Annotated in this window: 15 protein-coding genes and 1 pseudogene; 5 read left to right on the top strand and 11 right to left on the bottom strand. The window is 72.6% G+C overall.

What is annotated here, in order from left to right; all coding sequences use genetic code 11:
- Positions 1-12: 12 nt before the first annotated feature.
- Genes BN1555_RS05255 through BN1555_RS05240 form a run of 4 tightly spaced genes read right to left on the bottom strand, consistent with a single transcriptional unit; the run spans position 13 to position 4,137 of the window.
- Positions 13-1,026, bottom strand: a complete 1,014-nt coding sequence (locus BN1555_RS05255; protein WP_093798296.1) for an amidohydrolase family protein — start codon at positions 1,024-1,026, stop codon at positions 13-15.
- Positions 1,023-2,153, bottom strand: coding sequence for an FAD-dependent oxidoreductase (locus BN1555_RS05250; RefSeq protein WP_093798295.1), 1,131 nt, complete (start codon positions 2,151-2,153; stop codon positions 1,023-1,025). The genes BN1555_RS05255 and BN1555_RS05250 overlap by 4 nt, the downstream gene beginning before the upstream one ends.
- Before the next feature lie 23 nt (positions 2,154-2,176).
- Positions 2,177-3,139 (bottom strand): cyclase family protein, encoded by a 963-nt coding sequence (locus tag BN1555_RS05245; RefSeq protein ID WP_093798294.1) that lies wholly within the window; start codon positions 3,137-3,139, stop codon positions 2,177-2,179.
- Entirely contained in the window at positions 3,136-4,137 is a 1,002-nt protein-coding gene (locus BN1555_RS05240) for a fumarylacetoacetate hydrolase family protein (protein WP_093798293.1), read from the bottom strand. The genes BN1555_RS05245 and BN1555_RS05240 overlap by 4 nt, the downstream gene beginning before the upstream one ends.
- Positions 4,138-4,266: 129 nt before the next feature.
- Here BN1555_RS05240 and BN1555_RS05235 point away from each other — a divergent pair, with 129 nt between their 5' ends.
- The gene (locus BN1555_RS05235) at positions 4,267-5,184 is read left to right on the top strand and encodes a LysR family transcriptional regulator (protein WP_093798292.1); all 918 of its coding nucleotides are present in this window, start codon (positions 4,267-4,269) and stop codon (positions 5,182-5,184) included.
- Between the two features lie 326 nt (positions 5,185-5,510).
- Here the strand turns inward: BN1555_RS05235 and BN1555_RS05230 are convergent, their stop codons facing one another.
- Positions 5,511-6,908, bottom strand: coding sequence for a tetratricopeptide repeat protein (locus tag BN1555_RS05230; protein WP_093798291.1), 1,398 nt, complete (start codon positions 6,906-6,908; stop codon positions 5,511-5,513).
- Between the two features lie 226 nt (positions 6,909-7,134).
- On the opposite strand from BN1555_RS05230, the gene BN1555_RS05225 reads away from it, so the two are divergent.
- The 4 genes and pseudogenes from BN1555_RS05225 (at position 7,135) to BN1555_RS05210 (ending at position 13,128) form a co-directional block, all read left to right on the top strand.
- Positions 7,135-8,664, top strand: a complete 1,530-nt coding sequence (locus BN1555_RS05225; RefSeq protein ID WP_093798290.1) for an MFS transporter — start codon at positions 7,135-7,137, stop codon at positions 8,662-8,664.
- 208 nt (positions 8,665-8,872) lie between these two features.
- Positions 8,873-10,687: a gamma-glutamyltransferase family protein gene (locus BN1555_RS05220; RefSeq protein WP_093798289.1), complete on the top strand. Its 1,815-nt coding sequence runs from the start codon at positions 8,873-8,875 to the stop codon at positions 10,685-10,687.
- 53 nt (positions 10,688-10,740) lie between these two features.
- Positions 10,741-11,555: pseudogene (locus BN1555_RS05215) on the top strand (inositol monophosphatase).
- 145 nt (positions 11,556-11,700) lie between these two features.
- Positions 11,701-13,128 carry a phytoene desaturase family protein gene (locus BN1555_RS05210; protein WP_093798288.1) on the top strand — a complete coding sequence of 476 codons (1,428 nt, stop codon included), beginning with the start codon at positions 11,701-11,703 and terminating at the stop codon, positions 13,126-13,128.
- Positions 13,129-13,316: 188 nt separating this feature from the next.
- Here BN1555_RS05210 and BN1555_RS05205 read toward each other — a convergent pair whose 3' ends face one another.
- The 6 genes from BN1555_RS05205 to BN1555_RS05180 all read right to left on the bottom strand — a co-directional run bounded on the left by BN1555_RS05205 (position 13,317) and on the right by BN1555_RS05180 (position 19,901).
- Positions 13,317-13,799, bottom strand: a complete 483-nt coding sequence (locus BN1555_RS05205; RefSeq protein WP_093798287.1) for an SDR family oxidoreductase — start codon at positions 13,797-13,799, stop codon at positions 13,317-13,319.
- A 364-nt stretch (positions 13,800-14,163) separates the two neighbouring features.
- Positions 14,164-15,126, bottom strand: coding sequence for a Gfo/Idh/MocA family protein (locus BN1555_RS05200; RefSeq protein WP_093798286.1), 963 nt, complete (start codon positions 15,124-15,126; stop codon positions 14,164-14,166).
- Positions 15,126-16,508, bottom strand: coding sequence for an NDP-hexose 2,3-dehydratase family protein (locus BN1555_RS05195; protein WP_093803197.1), 1,383 nt, complete (start codon positions 16,506-16,508; stop codon positions 15,126-15,128). The genes BN1555_RS05200 and BN1555_RS05195 overlap by 1 nt, the downstream gene beginning before the upstream one ends.
- A 23-nt stretch (positions 16,509-16,531) precedes the next feature.
- Positions 16,532-17,836 carry a lipopolysaccharide biosynthesis protein RfbH gene (gene rfbH / locus BN1555_RS05190; protein WP_093798285.1) on the bottom strand — a complete coding sequence of 435 codons (1,305 nt, stop codon included), beginning with the start codon at positions 17,834-17,836 and terminating at the stop codon, positions 16,532-16,534.
- Positions 17,833-18,837 carry a dTDP-glucose 4,6-dehydratase gene (rfbB, locus tag BN1555_RS05185; protein WP_093798284.1) on the bottom strand — a complete coding sequence of 335 codons (1,005 nt, stop codon included), beginning with the start codon at positions 18,835-18,837 and terminating at the stop codon, positions 17,833-17,835. Before rfbB ends, rfbH begins: the two co-directional genes overlap by 4 nt.
- Positions 18,834-19,901, bottom strand: a complete 1,068-nt coding sequence (locus BN1555_RS05180) for a glucose-1-phosphate thymidylyltransferase (RefSeq protein ID WP_093798283.1) — start codon at positions 19,899-19,901, stop codon at positions 18,834-18,836. The genes rfbB and BN1555_RS05180 overlap by 4 nt, the downstream gene beginning before the upstream one ends.
- Between the last annotated feature and the right edge of the window lie 62 nt (positions 19,902-19,963).

Here is a 19,963-nt window from a genome sequence, read left to right as displayed (position 1 = left end):
ACGGGTTCCTCCTCAGGCGAGGGCGAGGTTGAGCAGGGTGCAGGCGTTGCCGCCGCGTACGGCGTCGAAGTCGGACTCGGGAAGACGCGCGGCGCGCAGGACGGCCACCGGGTCCTCGGTGCCCATGTCGAAGGGGAAGTCCGAGCCCAGCAGCACGCGGTCGGGGCCGGCGGCCCGGACCAGCTCGCGCAGTACGTACGGGTCGTGGACGAGCGAGTCGAAGTACAGCCGCTTCAGGTAGCTGCTCGGCAGGTGCGCGCAGCCGGCGCCCGCGTCGGAGCGGACCGACCACGCGTGGTCGGAGCGGCCGATGTGGGTGGGCAGGTAACCGCCGCCGTGCGCCGCGATCAGCTTCAGGCCGGGGTGGCGGTCCAGCACGCCGGAGAAGATGAGGTGGGACAGGGCGACGGCGTTCTCGGTGGGCTGGCCGACGGTGTTGGACAGGTACCACTGGTCGAGGCGCTCGTCGAGCGTGCAGCCGAACGGGTGCAGGAAGACGATCGCGCCCGTCTCCTCGGCCCGCGCCCAGAAAGGCGCGTAGGCCGGGTCGGAGAGTTCCCGCCCCGGTGCGTGGCTGGAGATCTCCACGCCGGACAGCCCCTGCGTCAGGGCGTGGTCGAGTGCGCGCACCACGTGGTCCGGGTGCTGGAGGGGTACGAGTCCCAGCCCGCGCAGCCGGTCGGGGGCGGCCGAACAGTGCGCGGCCGTCACCTCGTTGGCGGTCCGGTACACCTTCTCGGCCGTCTCCTTGTCGGCCCAGTAGTGGTAGTGCGAGGGGGAGGGGCTGACCAGCTGGACGTCCACGCCCTGGGCGTCCATCGCGGCCAGGCGTGCGGCGGCGTCGGTCAGCCGGGGGACGCGTTCGCGCACCATGGGGCCGCTGACGGCGAGGGCGGCGGGGCCGTTGCGGCGGGCGTCCAGCGCCTTCGCCCCGGCGAGCCCCGGCAGGTCCGCCACCAGCGCCTCGACCTCGGGCAGCAGGACGTGGGCGTGTACGTCGACGGTCGGCGACGGGCGGGCGGTCACGGCAGCTCCCGGAGCATCGTCATGGTGCGGGCCATCAGGCCGGGCACGTCGGCGTCGCGGACGCCGTCGAGCTGCCACTGCCCGATCTGCACGGAAGCCTCCACGACCGGACGGACGCGTGCGATCCGCCGCTCGTAGTACGCCTGGAGCAGCGCGTCGTCCCACTGCCCGGCGCCGGACAGCATCCGGGCGAGCACCCACGCGTCCTCCAGCGACAGGGCGGCGCCCTGGGCGAGGGTGGGCGGGCAGCAGTGGGCGGCGTCGCCGACGAGGACCACCCGGCCGCGGTGCCAGGAACCCTCCACCAGCATCCGGTCGAACCAGGTGTAGTTGACCTTCGCCGGGTCGGTGATGTGCGCGGTGATCTCCGGCCAGAACCCGCCGTACGCGGAGGCCAGGCGCCGCATCTCGTCGGCGTGGGAACCGGCGGGTATCGAGGCGCGGTCGCGGTTGGCCTCGACGACGTACGCGTACAGGGTGGTGTCGCTGGTGGGGCAGTACCCGGCGATGTAGGCCGGGCCGCCGTACGCGAGGTCGGTGCGCACCACGCCGGCCGGGCGCGGGGCGGTGACGCGCCAGATGGCCATGCCGGTCGGCTCGGGTCTGACCGTGATGCCGATCGCCGCGCGGGTGGCGGAGCCCAGGCCGTCGGCGGCGATCACCAGGTCGTAGCGGTCCTCGGCGCCGTCGCTGAGGCGGACGGACACGCCGTCGGCGTCCTGCTCCAGCGTTTCCACCCTGGTGCCCAGACGTACGCGGGCTCCACTCGCGCGGACGGCGTCGGTCAGGATCTGCTGCAGCCGGGGGCGTTGCATGCCGACCGTGGCGGGCAGGTCGTCGCCGCCGGTGCGCAGATCCTCGGCGACGTGCAGGGCGGTGCCGTCGGGGGCGGTGATACCGACCGAGCCGAAACCGAAGCCGGACTCCCGCACCTGTTCCCAGACACCCAGTTCACGCAGGACGCGCAGGGCGTTGCCCTGGAGGGTGATGCCGGAGCCGGCGGTGACGTTCCAGTCGTCCTTGGCCTCGATCAGGTCCACGGTGAGGCCGGCGCGGCGCAGCAGGATCGTGACAGCATTGCCGGCCGCACCCCCGCCGATCACCAGGACTTTACGGGCTTCGCTCATGGGGAACTCCCTCGTTCCACTGGTTACTTGACGGCGATCGGGTTGACGGGGGAGCCGACGGCCCCGGTGATGGGCAGCGGGGCGGCGGTGAGCCAGAACTCGTACACGCCGTCGGCCGCGCAGTCCTCGGCGAGCGCGTCCGGGTCCCACATCTCGCCGATGAGCAGCCCGAGGTGGGGGATGGCGACCTGGTGCAGCGGCTGGAAGGCGTGCTCGAACTCGTTGGGCCGCACCTCGAAGCCCCAGGTGTCGGTGGCGATCGCGGCGATCTCCGTGCCGTGCAGCCAGCCGGCGGTGGTGAAGGACAGACCGGGCGCGGGACCGCCGGCGTAGTCGCCCCAGCCGTCGCGGCGCACCCGGGCGAGCTGGCCGGTGCGGACGAGGACGATGTCGCCGCGACCCACCCGCACATCGTGGGCCTCGGCGGTGGCGGCCAGGTGCTCCTCGGTGATCGCGAAGCCGTCCGGCAGTTCCCCGTCCTCGCCGACGACCCGGCCGACGTCCAGGAGCACCCCGCGTCCGGCGACGTGCGGGGCCATGTGCTCGATGCCGGTGACCAGGTCGCCGTCGGAGGTGACGACCTGCTCGGCCGGACGGCCGTTCCACGCTTTGCCGTGGTCGAAGATGTGGCCGAGCCCGTCCCACTGGGTGGAGCACTGCAACGGCATGGCGATCACGTCGTCGGCGCCGCCGATGCCGTGCGGCAGGCCCTGGTTGCCGAGGGCGGCGTCGGTGCCGGTGTCGAGCATGGTGTGGACGGGGTTGGTCCGCCGCCGCCAGCCCTTCTGCGGGCCGTTGATGTCGAAGCGCTGGGAGAGGGAGAAGCTGACGCCCCGCCGGATCAGTGCGGCACCTTCGCGGCGTTTGGCCTCGTCGAGGAAGTTGAGCGTGCCGAGCACGTCGTCCTCGCCCCAGCGGCCCCAGTTCGAGTACGCCTTCGCGGTCCGGGCGATCGACCCCTCGGGGTCGGTGCGGTCCAGCGTCACCGGGCCACCTCCGCCACGCAGCGGGTGCGCTGGGCACCGAGCCCGGTGATCGAGCCCTCCATGACGTCGCCGTCGCGCAGCAGCCGGCCCCAGTGCATGCCGTTGCCGGCCGGGGAGCCGGTCAGCACCAGGTCGCCGGGGAGCAGCCGGGCGGTCTGTGAGGCGTACGCCACCATGCGCGCCACGTTGAAGATCATGTCCTTGGTGGACTCGTCCTGCATGGTCTCGCCGTTCAGCGTCAGCGTCAGCCGCAGGTCGTCGGGGTCGGCCACCGACTCGGCGGGCACGATCCAGGGGCCGAGCGGGGTGAAGCCGGGCGCGTTCTTGGAGCGCAGCCAGTCGGTGCCGATCTGGGGCATATCCCGCCGGAAGACGGTGGCGCGGTCGGTGAGGTCGTTGGCGATGGTGTAGCCGGCGACGCAGCGCAGGGCTTCCTCGACGGACACCCGGTACGCGGGCCGGCCGATCACGGCCGTCAGCTCCAGTTCCCAGTCCGGCTTCCCGGCCCGGGCGGGCAGCACGACGTCGTCGTACGGACCCGTGATCGCGCTCGGCAGGCCGATGAACACGTACGGCAGGTCCTCGGCCGCCCGCCGGTCCATGATCTCCGCCGCCTCGGCGCGCCGCTCCTCCTCGGAGCGGTCGTCGGCGGGGTCCCGGTGCGCGATGTGCAGGTCGATCACGTGCTGCCGGTAGTTCGCCCCCGACTGGAACACCTGCCGCGGCTCGACGGGCGCGTGCACCCGGAAGTCCGCCAGCGGCTTCCGTTCGAGGCCGCTCCCACCGGCCAGCGTCCGCAGCCGTGGCAGAGCCGTCTCCCATCGGTCGAGCAGGCTCCGGACCGTCAACCGCTCGTCGTCGAAGGCGGCTTCCAGGTCGAGCACCTGGGCGTCGGGGGTGACGAGGGCGGGGAAGGCCGGCCCGTCCGGAGCCGAGAGGGTGCCAAGGGCGAAGGGGCCGGCGAAGAGCGCGGACGCGGATTCGGGTTTCACGGACATGTCCTCCTGGTTGCGGTGTGACTAATCTGGACCCACCACCTCCGATCAGGGAAATAGATTCTGTGGATGGTCGGCATCCACCGTGTTTATTCCTCCCTGTTCGGTGCCGTACCGCCAGGGGGAAGTCCCGTGAACCTGTCCCGCCTCGACCTCAACCTCGTCGTCGCCCTGCGCGCCCTCCTGGAGGAACGCAACGTCACCCGCGCCGGGCAGCGTGTCGGGCTCAGCCAGCCCGCGATGAGCGCGGCCCTGGCCCGCCTGCGCCGCCACTTCGACGACGACCTGCTCGCCCGGGTCGGCGGACACTACGAGCTCACCGCTCTCGGGCAGGTCCTCCTCGACCGCACCTCCACCGCCTACGACGTGCTGGAACGCCTCTTCGCCAGCCAGGCCGACTTCGACCCGGACAAGGAGAGCCGCGAGTTCAGGCTCGTGGCGTCCGACTACGCCGTCGCCGTCTTCGGCGCCGAACTGGCCCGGGTCGTGCACGAGGAGGCCCCCGGCATCCGGCTGCGCTTCACCCAGACGCCGCCCACGGTGGTGGACGACACCGCCACCCTGTTGAGCGCGACCGACGGCCTGCTCATGCCGCACGGCGTCATCAGCGACTTCCCCGCCACCGACCTCTACGAGGACCGCTGGGTCTTCCTCGTCGCGGACGACCACCCGAGCGTCGTCGACCGGATCACCCGGCAGGACCTGGCCCGGCTGCCGTGGGTCACCTACCAGCGGACCTACGACGCCCCGGCCGTACGCCAGCTCGGCATGCTGGGCGTCGAGCCGCGCGTGGAGGTCTCCGTGGACAGCTTCCAGCTGCTGCCGCTGCTGGTGGCGGGCACCCGGCGCGTCGCCCTGGTCCAGGCGCGTCTGGCCCGGCTCCTCGCACCGCTCGCCGCCGTTCGCGTACTGGAGCCGCCGTACGAGGCCGTGCCCCTGCGCGAGGCGCTGTGGTGGCATCCGGTGCACACGCACGACGCGGCCCACATCTGGCTGCGTGAGACGGCCGCGCGGGTCGGCAGGCGGCTGGCGGACACGCACCGGATGTGAGGCACGCCCCGCGACGGGCGCACCCCGCCCGCATCCGGTGCTCCGGACCCGGAACCACGGGGGTATCCACGCCCTGGATCAACGGCATCCGAAAATCGGATCGCCCCGGGGGTGGGCGGGCCGGCGCCCGGAACGCATAGTCGTGGCACATCCCGCGCCCGTACGCCGACGCCTCCCGCCACCGGACCCGTCCGCCGCGCGGCGCCGCCTTCCCGCCTCGCGCCCTGGAGTGCCGCCGTGCCCGCTCCCGCACGCGCACCCGTACGCGTGACGTCCCCCCGCCCGCAGGGGAACGTCACGCGCCGCGCGTACCCGCTGAGCCGGGATCAGGCCGACGCCTGGGCGGCGGCGCGCTCCCTGGAGGCCGCGGCGCGTACGGGATCGCCGAGGGCCTCCTCGAGGCGGGCCTGCGCCGACCAGTTGTACGGGCAGACCGGGCGCAGCTGGATGCGTTCGCTCAGCAGCGTGCGCGCGAGGTCCGTCCGCCGGGCGCGCAAGGACGCCTCGACGAGGGTGCGCTGGACGGCGTCCCGCTGGGCGTGGCTGCCGCCGAACTCACCGAGCCGGTCGCGGACCGGGAGCAGGAGGTCCACCGCCCCGTCGTACTCGCCCTTCCCGTAAGCGATCAGCGCCCGGCAGACCGGGAGGCCGATCTCCGCGGTCATGTCCCGGTTGGAGACACGGGGGTCTGCCCCGGCCACCCACCCCTGCCGGTCCCGCACCAGGCGCTCGGCTCCCGTGATGCGGCCGGCGCCCACGTAAGCCATGACGGCATGGGCGTCGTTGAACGCGTAGTGGGCTCCGTCGCCGCGGCTCTCCCAGGCGTCGGCCAGCCGGTTCCACCGTGCGCTCTGGTCGTTCTGCGCGAGGTACAGCCGCCACAGCAGGGCGGAGGCGTCCAGCAGTTCCATCGCCACGGCCGAGGAGCCCTCGTGGTGCAGGGAGGCGTCGTAGATGTCGAGCACGCGGGCGGTGTCACCGGATTCCAGCGCGAACAGGGCGTAGTGCCACCAGTTGTGAACGCTGAGGAGCGTACCGTTCGCCCAGTCCCCGCTGCGGGCGTCGAGGAAGCGGACTCCGTCCTTGAAGCGGCCGCGCATCTCGTACGTGTGCACCACGCCGTGGATGCCCCAGACGTCGTGCGGGTGACGGGCGAGGGCTGCCAGGCCGACCTGTTCCGCCCGCTCGTAGTGCCCGCTCTCCTCCAGGCCGAAGGCGTACATGCCGAGCAGCGGGCCGCGGTGCGGGTCGTCCTCGTCCCAGGCGCCGAGCGCGCCGCCGACGCGGTCCCGCAGACGTCGGGCGTCGCCCGTGAGGAAGTCGGCCTGGTGGCCGGCGAACAGCGCCAGCGCGTCGTGGGGGTGGCCGGCCGTGAGGTCGCCGAGCAGGGCGCCGGCGCCGTGGAGGTCACCGTCGAGCCAGGCGGCCGCGGCGGCGAGGTGCGTGCGTTCGCGTGGTGTCAGCGCGTCCTCGTCGAGGCCGGACCGGTACCGGAGCAGGGCCGATCGTGCCGCGGCCGCGTCCTTCTGCTCCGTGCCCAGTACCCCGAGATAGGCGAGGAAGACGTGCCCCATGACGGACCGGGGCGACGCCGCGAGCACCGACTTGGCCGTGTCGAGAACGCGCGGCCGGAAGAAGAGCAGGTCATCGACGGCTTGTTCGTACCTCAGGAGGGCGTCGGCGCCGGTATGGCTCATGCGCTGCCCGTGACGGTCCGCTGTCATTGCTCGCTCCCGGGAGGCGGGTGGTCGGTACGGATACGGCGGTACCGGTCCGCCGACCGGCCCGAACCAGTGGCTGCCCACGCCGTACGCCCGGGGAACACCCCGCCGTTCACTCCTCGGGGTCGAGGCGGAGCCGCACCGCGTCCGCGGGGGCGGAACCGGACCTGGTGCACGACATCCCGGCAAGGTTGGTTAGGCTCACCTAAGTAATCGTCGAGGGAGTTCCATGACAGCCATGACCGAGCAGACGCCCCACAGCGACCAGGGGCACCCCAGACGCTGGCTCATCCTGGGCGTGATCTGTCTGGCGCAGCTCGTGGTGATCCTCGACAACACCATCCTCAACGTCGCCGTCCCGACCCTCACCCGGGACCTGGGCGCCTCCGCCGCCGACATCCAGTGGATCATCAACTCCTACGCGCTCGTCCAGTCCGGCCTGCTGCTCACCGCGGGCGGCGCGGCGGATCGCTACGGCCGCAAGAAGATGCTCCTGACCGGACTGGTGCTGTTCGGCCTCGGCTCGCTGGCCGCCGGAATCGCCCAGACCACCGGCCAGTTGATCGCCGCCCGGGCCGGGATGGGGGTGGGGGCGGCGCTGCTGCTGACCACCACGCTCGCGGTGGCGCTCCAGGTCTTCCCCGAGCCGGAACGCGTCCGGGCCATCGGCATCTGGGCAGCCGTCAACGCACTGGGTTTCGCCGCCGGGCCGCTGGTCGGCGGAGTGGTCCTCGCCCACTTCTGGTGGGGGGCGCTCTTCCTGGTCAACCTGCCGGTCGTGGTGCTCGGCGTGGTCGCGGCCGGCATCCTCGTGCCGGAGAGCACCGCCCCGCGCAGCGCCCGGCCCGACCTCCCGGGCGCGCTGCTGTCCACGGTCGGCATGGCGTCCGTGGTCTACGTCGTCATCGCGGGGCCCGAGCACGGCTGGACCTCGGGCCCGGTCCTCGTGGGCGCCGTCCTCGCCGCCGTCTCCGCGACCGCCTTCGTACGGTGGGAACACCACACCCCGCACCCCATGCTCGACCTCGGGTTCTTCCGGAACCGTACCTTCACCGGAGCCGTCACCGGAGCACTGCTGATCACCTTCGGCAGCGGCGGAGCCCTGTATCTGCTCACGCAGCAGCTGCAGTTCGTGCTGGGGTACGAGCCGTTGGAGGCGGGGCTGCGTACGGCCCCGTTCGCCCTGACCGTGGTCCTGCTGAACTTCACCGGCGTCGCCGCCCGCGCGAGCCGCGCCCTGGGCATCCCCGGTTCGGTGGCCCTCGGCATGGGACTGCTCGCGGCCGGCCTGGCGGCCGTCGCGGTGCTGGGCGCGCGGGGCTTCGGATACGGGGCGATGCTCGGCGGACTGGTCCTGATGGGCATGGGCTGCGCGCTTGCCAACCCGGCCATGGCGGTGGCGGTCCTGAACGCGATACCGCGCGAGAAGGCGGGCATCGGCGCCGGGATCGAGGGCACCGTCACGGAGTTCGGCAACGGCCTCGGTGTCGCCGTCCTCGGCGCGGTGCTCAACTCCCGTTTCGCCGCGCTCATACCGGTCTCGGCGGCCTCGCTCCCGGCAGCTCTGGGCGCGGCCGGCTCCGAGGACGAACGGCAGCGGATCACGGACGCCTTCGCCTCCGGCGTGGAGACCAGCCAGCTGGCCGGTGCGGCGGCGGTGCTCCTCGGAGGGCTGTTCGCGGCGGCGCTCCTGCGCCGGGCGGAGAAGCAGGCGCTCTCCGCCGCGAGCGGGCCGTCCCCCGGGACGGCGTCCGCCTGACCCCGGCGGCGGCCGGCGGCACGGGACGGCGGCCGTGACACCGCGGGCAGCCGGGGGCCCTCGGCTGCGCGATCGCCGTGGCCGGAACGGACACACCCGCGGCCCCGTGCCGGAAAACCCACGAGACCGGCTCCTTCCGGATCACCGGAACTCAGCGGATCCTGAGGGCCGACGGGACCGGCCGGCGGCCCGAACAGCGAGGTGAGAGATGCAGTTCACCACCCGCCCCACCCTCCAGGGCACCTTCGGCATGGTGTCCTCCACCCACTGGCTCGCCTCGCAGTCCGCGATGGCCGTCCTGGAGGACGGCGGCAACGCCTACGACGCCGCCGTCGCCGCCGGCTTCGTGCTGCACGTCGTCGAGCCGCACCTCAACGGGCCCGCGGGCGAAGTGCCGATCATCCTGGCGCCGGCGGGCGCACCGGTGCGGGTGCTCTGCGGGCAGGGAACCGCGCCGGCGGGCGCGAGCGCCGCCCACTACCGCGCCCTGGGGCTCGGCCTCGTGCCCGGCACCGGGCCGCTGGCCGCCGCCGTGCCGGGGGCGTTCGACGCGTGGATGCTTCTGCTGCGCGACTTCGGCACCAAGTCGCTCGGCGAGGTGCTGCGGTACGCCATCGGGTACGCCGAGGACGGGCACGCCCCCGTCGAGCGGGTCGGCGAGACCGTGGAGAGCGTGCGCGCGCTCTTCGAGGAGGAGTGGACCTCGTCCGCCGAGGTGTACCTGCCGGGCGGCAGGGTGCCCGCTCCGGGCGAGCTCTTCCGCAACCCCGCCCTCGCCGCCACCTGGCGCCGCGTGATCGCCGAGGCGGAGACGGCGGGCGGCACCGGCCGCGCGGCGCAGATCGACGCCGCGCGTGCGGTGTGGCGCGAGGGGTTCATAGCCGAGGCGCTGGTCCGGCAGGCCGCCCGCCCCACGCTGGACACCAGCGGCGCCCGGCACACGGGGACGCTGACCGCGGCCGACCTGGCCGGCTGGTCCGCGACGTACGAGGCGCCCGCCACGTACGACTGGAACGGCTGGACGCTGTGCAAGGCCGGCGGCTGGAGCCAGGGGCCCGCCTTCCTCCAGCAACTCGCGCTGCTGCCGCCCGAACTGCCCGCCCAAGGCTCCGCCGCGTACGTGCACCTGCTCATCGAGGGGTGCAAGCTGGCGATGGCCGACCGGGAGGCCTGGTACGGCGACGCCGCCGAGGTGCCGGTCGACGCGCTGCTCTCGGCGTCGTACAACAGCGAGCGCCGCGCCCTCGTGGGGGACGGGGCGTCGCTGGAGCTGCGGCCCGGCAGCCCGGACGGGCGTACGCCCGTGCTCGGCGCGCACGCGCTCGCCGTCGCAGCCGGGGAGCCGGGCTCCGACGCCACAGGCGCCGCGGCCGCGGCGGGCGCCGGTGAGCCGACCGTCGCCAAGGACGGCACCACCCGTGGCGACACCTGCCACCTGGACGTCGTCGACCGCTGGGGCAACATGGTCGCGGCCACACCGAGCGGCGGCTGGCTCCAGTCCAACCCGGTCGTTCCCGAGCTGGGCTTCCCGCTCGGCACGCGGCTCCAGATGGCCTGGCTGGACGAGGGGCTGCCGAACACGCTCACGCCGGGACGGCGCCCGCGCACGACTCTGACGCCCTCCCTCGCACTGCGGGACGGGGTGCCGGTGATGGCCTTCGGTACGCCCGGCGGCGACCAGCAGGACCAGTGGCAGCTCCACTTCTTCCTCGCGGTCGCGCTCGGGGCGCCCCCGGTGCGGGGCGGTCTCGACCTGCAGGGGGCCATCGACGCGCCCAACTGGCACAACGACTCCTTTCCCGGCTCCTTCTATCCGCGCGGAATGCGGCCGGGCAGCGTGACCGTCGAGTCGCGCATGGACGCGGACGTCGTCGAGGAGCTGCGGCGTCGCGGCCATGACGTGACGGTCGGCGGGCCGTGGTCGGAGGGGCGGCTGTGCGCGGTCGCGCGGGACCCGGAGACGGGCGTGCTGTCCGCCGCGGCGAACCCCAGGGGAATGCAGGGTTACGCGGTCGGGCGGTGACGGCACCACGGGTTGTCGGTGTTGTCAGCGGGTCGTGCTTTGCTGGAAGCATGATGATCGATGACAAGTTGCCCGACGTCGAAGAGGCCCTGCGCAAGGCGGCTGCCGCCGAGATCCTGCCGAGGTACCGGCAGCTCGCCGCGCACGAGATCGTCGAGAAGACCGGGCCGCACGACCTGGTCACCATTGCCGACCGGCAGGCCGAGGAGCACCTCACCGCGTCCCTGACCCGGCTCCTGCCCGGTTCCGTGGTCGTGGGGGAGGAGGCGGTCCACGAGGACCCGGCGGTGTACGACGCGCTGCGGGGCGACGCGCCGGTGTGGATCGTGGACCCGGTGGACGGGACCCGGCAGTTCGTGCGCGGGGAGGCGGGGTTCTGCACGCTGGTCGCCCTCGCCCACCGGGGCGAGGTGCTCGCCTCGTGGACGTACGCGCCCGTGCTCGACGAGATGGCCGTGGCGGTGCGGGGCGGCGGGGCACGGCTGAACGGCGAGGCGCTGCGGGCGGGGGTGCCGGGAACGGGTGCGACGCTGCGGGTCGCCACCTCGCACCCCGACTTCACGACGGAGCAGCAGAAGGCGGCGCTGCTCGGGCTGAACGTCAAGGGCGTCGACGCGCGGCCCTGCGGGTCGGCCGGGCTGGAGTACCTCGCGGTGGCGCGGGGCGACCTGGACGCGGTGGCGTTCTCCTGGGAGCTGGCCTGGGACCACGCGGCGGGGCTGCTGCTGGTCGAGGAGGCCGGCGGGTCGCACACGACGGTGGCGGGGGAGCGGTTCCGGCTGTCGGGGGCAACGCCCTGCCGTTCACGGCCGGACGGGACGCGGCCACGGTCGCGCGGGTGGCCGGACTTCTGAGGGGCGGAGCGTAGCGGTGGGGCGGCGCCGGGCGCCGGGGCCGGCGGGAGCGGTGCCGGGGGCTGTCCCCCTCCCGCCGTCCCCGCCCCCGGAGCCGGGAATATCCTGAGGCCGAACATCCCGAGGCTTCTGGCCATCGGCTGACGAAGGAGTCCGAAGGTGCCGTCGATGCTCGATGCCGTCGTCGTAGGGGCGGGGCCCAACGGACTGACCGCCGCTGTCGAACTCGCCCGCCGGGGCTTCTCGGTGCAGTTGTTCGAGGCACTGGACACCGTGGGGGGAGGCGCCAGGACCGAGGAGCTCACGCTGCCCGGGTTCCGGCACGACCCCTGCTCCGCCGTACACCCGCTCGGCGCGGGATCGCCGGCCTTCAAGGCCATGCCGCTGGACCGGTACGGGCTGGAGTGGCTGCATCCCGAACTGCCCATGGCCCACCCGTGGGACGACGGCACCGCCGCGGTGCTGTCGCGGTCGGTCGCCGAGACCGCCGCTTCCTTCGGCGCGCACGACGCCGGGAGGTACCGGCGGCTGGTCGCGCCCTACGCGGGGAAGTGGGACACGCTGGCCCGGGACTTCATGTCGCTGCCGCTGAGCGCGCTGCCGCGCGATCCGGTCACCCTGGCCCGGTTCGGCGTCGACGGACTGCCGCCCAGCACCTGGCTGATGCGCCGGTTCCGGGACGACAGGGCGCGGGCGCTCTTCGCCGGGCTCGTCGCGCATGTCATCGCGCCGCTCGGCGGCCTCGCGACGAGCGCGGTGGGACTGGTCTTCGCGCTGGCCGCGCATGCCGGCGGCTGGCCGATGCCGCGCGGCGGGTCGCAGTCGATCTCGGACGCGCTCGCGGCGTACCTGCGCGATCTCGGCGGCGTGGTGCACACCGGATACGAAGTGAAGCGGCTGGACGACCTGCCGCCCGCGCGCGCGTACGTCTTCGACACCTCGCCCACCGCGCTGGCGCGCATCGCCGGTCTGGGACGGACGTACGAGAAGTACCGGTACGGCGCGAGTGTGTTCAAGATCGACTACGCGCTGGACGGGCCGGTGCCCTGGACGGCCGAGGAGGCCCGGCGGGCCGGCACCGTCCAAGTCGGGCCGAGCAGCCGGGAGATCGGTACCGCGCTGAAGCAGGCGGCGAGCGGCACAGCTCCCGGGACACCGTTCCTGATCACCGCTCAGCCGAGCCTGGTCGACCCTTCCCGCGCTCCGGAGGGCAAGCACGTCTTCTGGGCGTACGGGCATGTCCCGCACGCCTGGGACGGCGACCTGACGGGGGCCGTCGAGCGCCAGATCGAGCGCTTCGCGCCCGGCTTCCGCGACCGGGTGCTCGCGCGCGCCGTCGCCGGGCCGCCGCAGCTCGCGCAGCGCAACGCCAATTACGTGGGCGGGGACATCGCGTGCGGCGCGGCGACGGGACTTCAGCTGATGCTGCGGCCGAAGGTGTCCCTCTTCCCGTACGCGACGCCGCATCCGGCGGTCTTCATCTGCTCGTCCGCGACACCGCCGGGACCGGGCGTGCACGGGATGTCGGGGCACAACGCGGCGAAGGCGGTCTGGCGGCGGCTGCGTTCCGGGAGGACCGGCCCGTGACGGTCAGCCGTCACGCCGGGGCGCGGTGACACCGCCGAACAGCACGCCGGCGCCGCCGGTTCCTCCCCGCCGGAGCCCCGCCACCGCGAGTCCTTGCGCGTCGCCGACGGGCCCGGAGCGGGCAAGCCGGGTCCGCCCTCTTCGACGACCGGGCCTGCGGGGCGTTTGCCGCGAGGCTCGGCCGGCCCTCATGCGGGGCCGAACGCTGACGCGTTCTCCGTCGCCCACTGCCGGAAGGTACGGCCGGGGGACCCCGTGATCTCCTCGACCGTGCCGCGCACCTTCAGCAGTTCGTCGTTGACGTCGTCGCCGAGCGGGTCGAGCACCGCGGCCGCGGTCCGCGCCCCGAGGAACGGGGTCATCCGCCGGTGGGCCTGGGCCGTGATCGACGACACGAGGACCACGTGCCGTACTCCTGCCCGCCGGGCGGCGCGCACCACCGCTGCCTCGGTGCAGATCCCCGTCACCAGGAAGAGCGCCTCCACGCCGCTGAACACGTTCCCGAGCGCCGCGGGCCGGGCCAGGTCCGCCTCCACCGCCTCCACGCCGTCGGGGAACCCGGCCCGCGCGGCGTCACGGGTCAGTCCCCGCAGGGGCCGCACGCCGTCCCTGTGCAGCCCTTCCAGGGGAGCGCTTCCGATGTTTCCGGTCGCACCGGTCACGAGGACCATGGTCGGTTCATCTTCTGTTGTCTTGCCGGGGACTGCCCGCTCCAGCACCCTGGAACCTCGACTTCGGTTGAGGTCGAAGAGGCGGACCGGCATGCCCTGAAGCGTTCGCTGAGACTGCCGGCGAGGAGGGCGCCGAGCGGCGTCCTTCCCTGGAAGCCCAGTGCGTGGGCGGCCGTCACCCCGGCCCGGCGGGAGGGTTCCGTACCGAGCCGAAGCGCGTGCGGAAGAGGAGCGCGGCGGCTGGGGCACAGCCGGGCGCCGGGCCGCCAGGATCCCCGGAACGCCGGACGAGGCCGCCGCCCCGACGACCGCACCGGGGGACGGCCGCCCGCGGCGCGACGTCGTGACGGGGCGGCGGGCCCGGTCAGTACCGCATCGCGTGCCGGCGCACTTCGTCCAGCAGCACGGCTTGGCGTACGGACACTCCGGCGGCATCCGCTCCGGTACGTATCGCGCCGGCGAACGCTTCCACCGTGCGCAGGACCTGGTCGTCCGGTGCCAGCCGCACCTGCTCGGTGCCGGACCGGCGCTCCAGACGTACCCCGGGCACATGGCCGGCGGGGGGAGTGAACGCCCGGTCGACCGTGATCCGGCCCTCGCTGCCCCAGATCTCGTAGGCGGAGCGGTAGGCGTGGTCGATGCCGAACGACAACTGGGCGGCGACGCCCTCCGGGGTGGTCAGCAGCGCCGTGCCGGCGGTGTCGACCGCGTGCCCCGCCGCGCTGGTGAGGGTGGCGCCCACGACCCGCAGGTCCTCACCGAGGTGGTGGAGGGCGGCGCGCAGCGGATAGACGCCGGTGTCGAGGAGCGCGCCGCCACCGAGTTCCGGACGGTGGCGGATGTCGTGCGCCGGCAGCCGGGGCACGGCGAACGCGGCGTGCACGGACCGCAGTTCACCGATCGCGCCGTCCGCGACGAGCCGGCGTACCGCCGCGTGCTGGGAGTGGTGGACGAACATGACGTTCTCCATCAGCACCAGTCCGGTGCTCCGGGCCAGTGCGACCAGTTCCTCGGTGAGCCCGGGGTCGGTGGTGAGCGGCTTCTCGGCGAGGACGTGCTTGCCTGCGTCGAGGGCCGCCCGCGTCCAACGGGCGTGCAGGGCGGCCGGCAGCGGGACGTAGACGGCGTCGACGTCCGGACGTTCGAGAAGCGCCGCGTAGCCGTGCACGGGCCGGCATCCGAAACGGCTCGCGGTTTCGGCCGCCGCCGCTTCCCGCCGGCTGGCGACCGCGACGAGGTCGACGTCCCGGCAGGCCGTCATCGCGGGCAGCATGCGGCGCCGGGCGATGTCGGCGCAGCCCAGGACGCCGATGCGTACGGGTTCCATCAGAGCCGCACCGCTCCCGTGGTCAGGCAGGACAGCAGGGTCCTCGCCTGGACGTTGAGGTAATGGTTGTGGCGGAGCAGCCCGGTCAGCTGGCCCGGTGTCGCCCAGCGGTAGCCCGCAGGAGGGTCGAGCGGAGCCTCGTGCTCGTCGGCCTCGACGAAGAGGTAGCGGCTCTGGGCGTTGAGGAACCGGCCGCCCTCCTCCGAGTGCAGTGCCTCGTAGCGCACCCTGGACCGGTCCGCGCCGAGCACGGTGTCGAGGAAGGGCGGACGGGCGGAGCCCGTCACATGGGCGTAGTTCTCCGGTGTGTACTGGACCGTGGGGCCGAGTTCGACGGTGTCGAGGAACCCGCCCTCGACACGGGCGTGCACCAGCAGGTGCGGTACGCCGCCGAAGCGGCGGAAGAGGAACGCCGTGACACCCGTTCCGCGCGGCTCGATCAGCGGCTGGGTCCAGCCGGTGACCTCGCGGCTGCCTGCCTGGACGGCGACCGCGACGACGTCGAAGTACCGTCCGGCCTCGTGGCGGATGGAGTGCTCGTCGCGGACCCAGCCGGTCAGGCCTGCGAGGGGGACCCGCTCCGCCGACACGTCGTGGCGCGCGCGTTCCACGGTGAACCAGGAGAGCAGCTCCGTGTCGGAGTGCAGCGCGTAGGCGTCCGTGGCGGGTAACGGGGCACAGGCCAGAACGGTACGGGCGTCCATGTTGACGACGTTGTCCCGGCGCAGCAGCTCGCCGATCTGCCCGAGGGTCAGCCAGCAGAAGTCGTCGTCGAGCGGCACGTCGTCGAGGGCTTCGACGAGCATGTTCCGGTTGCTCTTGCGGAAGAACCACGAGCCGTGTTCGGACTGGAGCGCGTCCGACAGTACACGGCCCCGGCCGGGCTCGGTGAAGTACTCGACGTACTTCACATCGGCGCCCTTGTGCGCCTTCGTGTAGTTGCTCCGGGTGGCCTGCACGGTGGGCGACAGCTGGAGGAGGTTGGGGTTGCCCGGCTCCATCTTGGCCTGCATCAGGCAGTGCAGGACACCGTCGAACTCCTTGACCAGGATGCCCAGTATGCCGACTTCGGGCTGCCTGATGATCGGCTGGTGCCACTCCCGGACCGGCCCCTCGGAGACCTTCACGTGCAGGCCCTCGACGGTGAAGAACCGGCCGGTGCGATGCCTGATGTCGCCCGTCGTCCTCTCGAACGACCAGCCGTCCAACCGGGCGAACGGAATGCGGTCGACCTGGAAGCGGTGGGCCCCGCGGCGTTCGGCGAGCCAGGGGCCGATCTCCTCGGTCCGCAGCCCCGCACCCGCGGTGGCGGCGGCGGACCGGGCCATGCGGTTCCCGAGCGCGCGGTCGTGCCGGGGCCGCAACCGCGTTGCCGGGTCCATGACGCCGGCCCTCGTCCGCCCGGTCATGTGCGGGCCCCCACGAAGTCCTTGACGGAGGAGATGACGTAGTCGAGCTGCTCGTCGCAGAGGCCGGGGTACACCCCGACCCAGAAGGTCTGCTCGGTGATGATGTCGCTGTTGGTCAGGTCCCCGGCCACCCGGTGCGGCTGGTTGATGTAGGCGGGGTGCCGGGTCAGGTTCCCGGCGAAGAGGCGGCGCGTGCCGATCTTCCGGCCTTCGAGGAAGGCCACCAGTTCCGCCCGGGAGAACGGCGCCTCGGGGTCGACCGTCAGGGCGAAGCCGAACCAGCTCGGATCGCTGCGCGGGGTGGCCACGGGCAGCAGGAGGTGGGGGACGTCGGCCAGCCCGTCCCGCAGCCTGCGCCAGTTGCGGCGGCGGGCGGCGCAGAAGTCGTCGAGCTTGTCGAGCTGGGTCAGCCCCAGGGCGGCCTGGATGTCCGTCGCCTTCATGTTGTAGCCGACGTGCGAGAAGATGTACTTGTGGTCGTAGCCGGCCGGGAGCGTCCCCATCTGGTAGTCGAACCGCTTGAGGCACTTGTTGCTCTCACCCGGTTCGCACCAGCAGTCCCGGCCCCAGTCCCGCAGCGACTCCACGATCCGTGCCAGCGCCAGGTTGGACGTCAGGACGCAGCCGCCCTCGCCCATGGTCAGGTGGTGGGCGGGGTAGAAGCTCACGGTCGTGAGGTCGCCGAAGGTGCCGGTGAGCCGGCCGTCGTACGTGGAGCCCACGGCGTCGCAGTTGTCCTCGACGAGGAAGAGGTCGTGCTCCTCCGCGAGCTGGGCGATCTCGGCGACCTCGAACGGGTTGCCCAGCGCGTGGGCGATCATGATGGCGCGGGTGCGCGGGCCGATGGCCCGGGCGACCCGGTCCGCCGTGGTGTTGTAGGTGCCCAGCTCCACGTCGACGAAGACGGGGATGAGCCCGTTCTGCAGGATGGGGTTGACGGTGGTCGGGAAACCGGCCGCGACGGTGATCACCTCGTCGCCCGGCCGGAGCCGCCGGTCCTCCAGGAGGTGGGAGGTGAAAGCGGTCATGGCGAGCAGGTTCGCCGACGAACCGGAGTTGGTCAGGTGCGCTTTGCGGCGCTTGAGCGTACGGGCGAACCGCGATTCGAACTTCCGCGAGCTGGGCCCGGCCGCGATCCGCATCTCCAGGGCCGCCTCGACCAGCGCCAGCCGGTCCGCCTCGTCGAGCACCGCGCCCGCCGGCCAGATCTCGGTCGTGCCGGGGACGAAGGGCTCGTGGTTCTGGAGGTCGGCATGGAACAGCTTGGTCTCGTCGAGGACGAGTCCCTTGTGGACGCTCACTGCACGGTCCCTTCCTGGCTCGCCGCGGCGGCGCCGCGCTGTTTCACTGGCTTCCACCAGCCGGGGTTGTCGCGGTACCAGGCGACCGTGTCCGCGAGGCCCTGCTCGAAAGGCACCTCCGGGGCGTAGCCGAGGGTCTCGCGGATCTTCGTCTCGTCGAGCGCGTAGCGCAGGTCGTGCCCCTTGCGGTCGGGCACGTGGACGATCATGGAGCGGTCGGCTCCGCACAGTTCCAACAGACGGTCGGTGATGTGCAGGTTGCTCTGCTCGTTGCCGCCGCCGATGTTGTACACCTCGCCCGCTCCGCCCTTGGAGAGCACCAGCGCGATGGCCCGGCAGTGGTCCTCGACGTGCAGCCACTCGCGGATGTTGCCGCCGTCGCCGTAGAGCGGGACGGGAAGGCCCTCCAGCAGCTGGGTGACGAAAAGCGGTATCAGCTTCTCCGGGTGCTGGTAGGGCCCGTAGTTGTTGGAGCAGCGGGTGATCGACACGTTGAGCCCGTGGGTGCGCCAGTAGGACCTGGCGATCAGATCAGATGCGGCCTTGGACGCCGCGTACGGGGAGTTGGGCAGCAGCGGCCGGTCCTCGGTCCAGGAGCCCTCGGTGATCGAGCCGTACACCTCGTCGGTCGACACGTGCACGACGCGTTCGACCCCCGTGGCGAGGCAGGCGTCCAGGAGGGTCTGCGTGCCCTCGACGTTCGTCCGGACGAACTCGCCCGCGGAGGTGAGGGACCGGTCGACGTGCGACTCGGCGGCGAAATGGACCACCGCGTCATGGCCGGGCAGCAGTCGGTGCAGCAGAGCCGAGTCGCGGATGTCGCCCCGTACGAAGTCCAGCCGGGGGTGGGAGGCGGGAAGGTTGTCGCGGTTGCCCGCGTAGGTGAGCTTGTCGAGGACGGTCACCCGGGCCTGCTCGTAGCCGGCGTAACCGCCGTCGAGCACCGTACGGACGAAGTGCGAACCGATGAAGCCCGCACCCCCGGTGATCAGGAGCCTCACGCCGCCACCTCGATCCGGGTGTGGTCGCCCACGACCAGGCTGTGGCAGGAGGCCCCCGAACGTCCGGTGCCCACGGCGGCGTTCCGGCCGATCAGGGAGTTCTGCAGGCCGGGCACGTCCTGGATCCGCGCGCCGTCCATCACGATGGAGTCGCGGATCCTGGTGCTGCTCAGCACGCAGTCCCGGCCGATGGACGTGTTGGAGCCGATGTGGCAGTCCTCCAGGACCGAGCCCGCGCCGATGACGGCGGGTCCGTCGACACGGCTGCGCACCACCCGGGCGCCGGGCTCCACCCGCACCTGTCCGTTCAGCTCGCTGAAGTCGTCGACGCTGCCGAGGACCTCCGGCCTCAGGCCGCCCAGCAGCTTCTGGTTGCAGTCCAGGACGTCCTCGGTCTGCCCGGTGTCCTTCCAGTAGCCGTGGTACTCGCTCGCCCTGACGTCGGCACCGGTTTCCACCAGCCACTGGATCGCGTCGGTGATCTCCAGTTCGCCGTGTCCGCTGGGCTCGATCGACGCCACGGCGCGGTGGATCGCCGGAGTGAAGAAGTAGACACCGATCAGCGCCAGGTTGCTCCGGGGCTGCTGGGGCTTCTCGACGAGCCGGATCACCGAGCCGTCCGGTGCCGTCTCCGCGACGCCGAACGCCCGCGGGTCGGCCACCTTGCGGACGAGGACCTGCGCCGCCGGACGCCGTGCGCGGAACTCCCGCTCGATCTCGCCGATGCCTTCCGGGAGCATGTTGTCCCCCAGGTACATCAGGAAGTCGTCGTCACCCAGGAAGCCGCGGGCCAGCGTGACACAGTGGGCGAGGCCCAGCGGCTCCTCCTGCGGGATGTAGGTGATCCGCAGACCGAGCCGGCTGCCGTCCCCCACCACGTCGGATATCTCCCGGGCCCAGTCGCCGACGATGATGCCGACCTCGGTGATGCCCAGAGCGCGGATGTTCTCCAGGACGTATTCGAGGACCGGCTTGTTGACGATGGGGATGAGCTGCTTGGCCATGGAGTAGCTGAATGGGCGGAGGCGGGTTCCTGATCCTCCCGACAGCACCAGAGCCTTCATGGGGTTCTCCTCGTGAGGTGGGTTCGGGATGTGCCGTACGCACGGGCGGTGCTGCGGAACGT

Origin of the sequence: Streptomyces sp. Wb2n-11, from assembly GCF_001049855.1 — a bacterium.
Taxonomy (GTDB): Bacteria; Actinomycetota; Actinomycetes; order Streptomycetales; family Streptomycetaceae; genus Streptomyces; species Streptomyces altiplanensis.
Note: the sequence above shows the minus strand (reverse complement) of the source record. Positions and strands in the feature narration are given on the sequence as shown.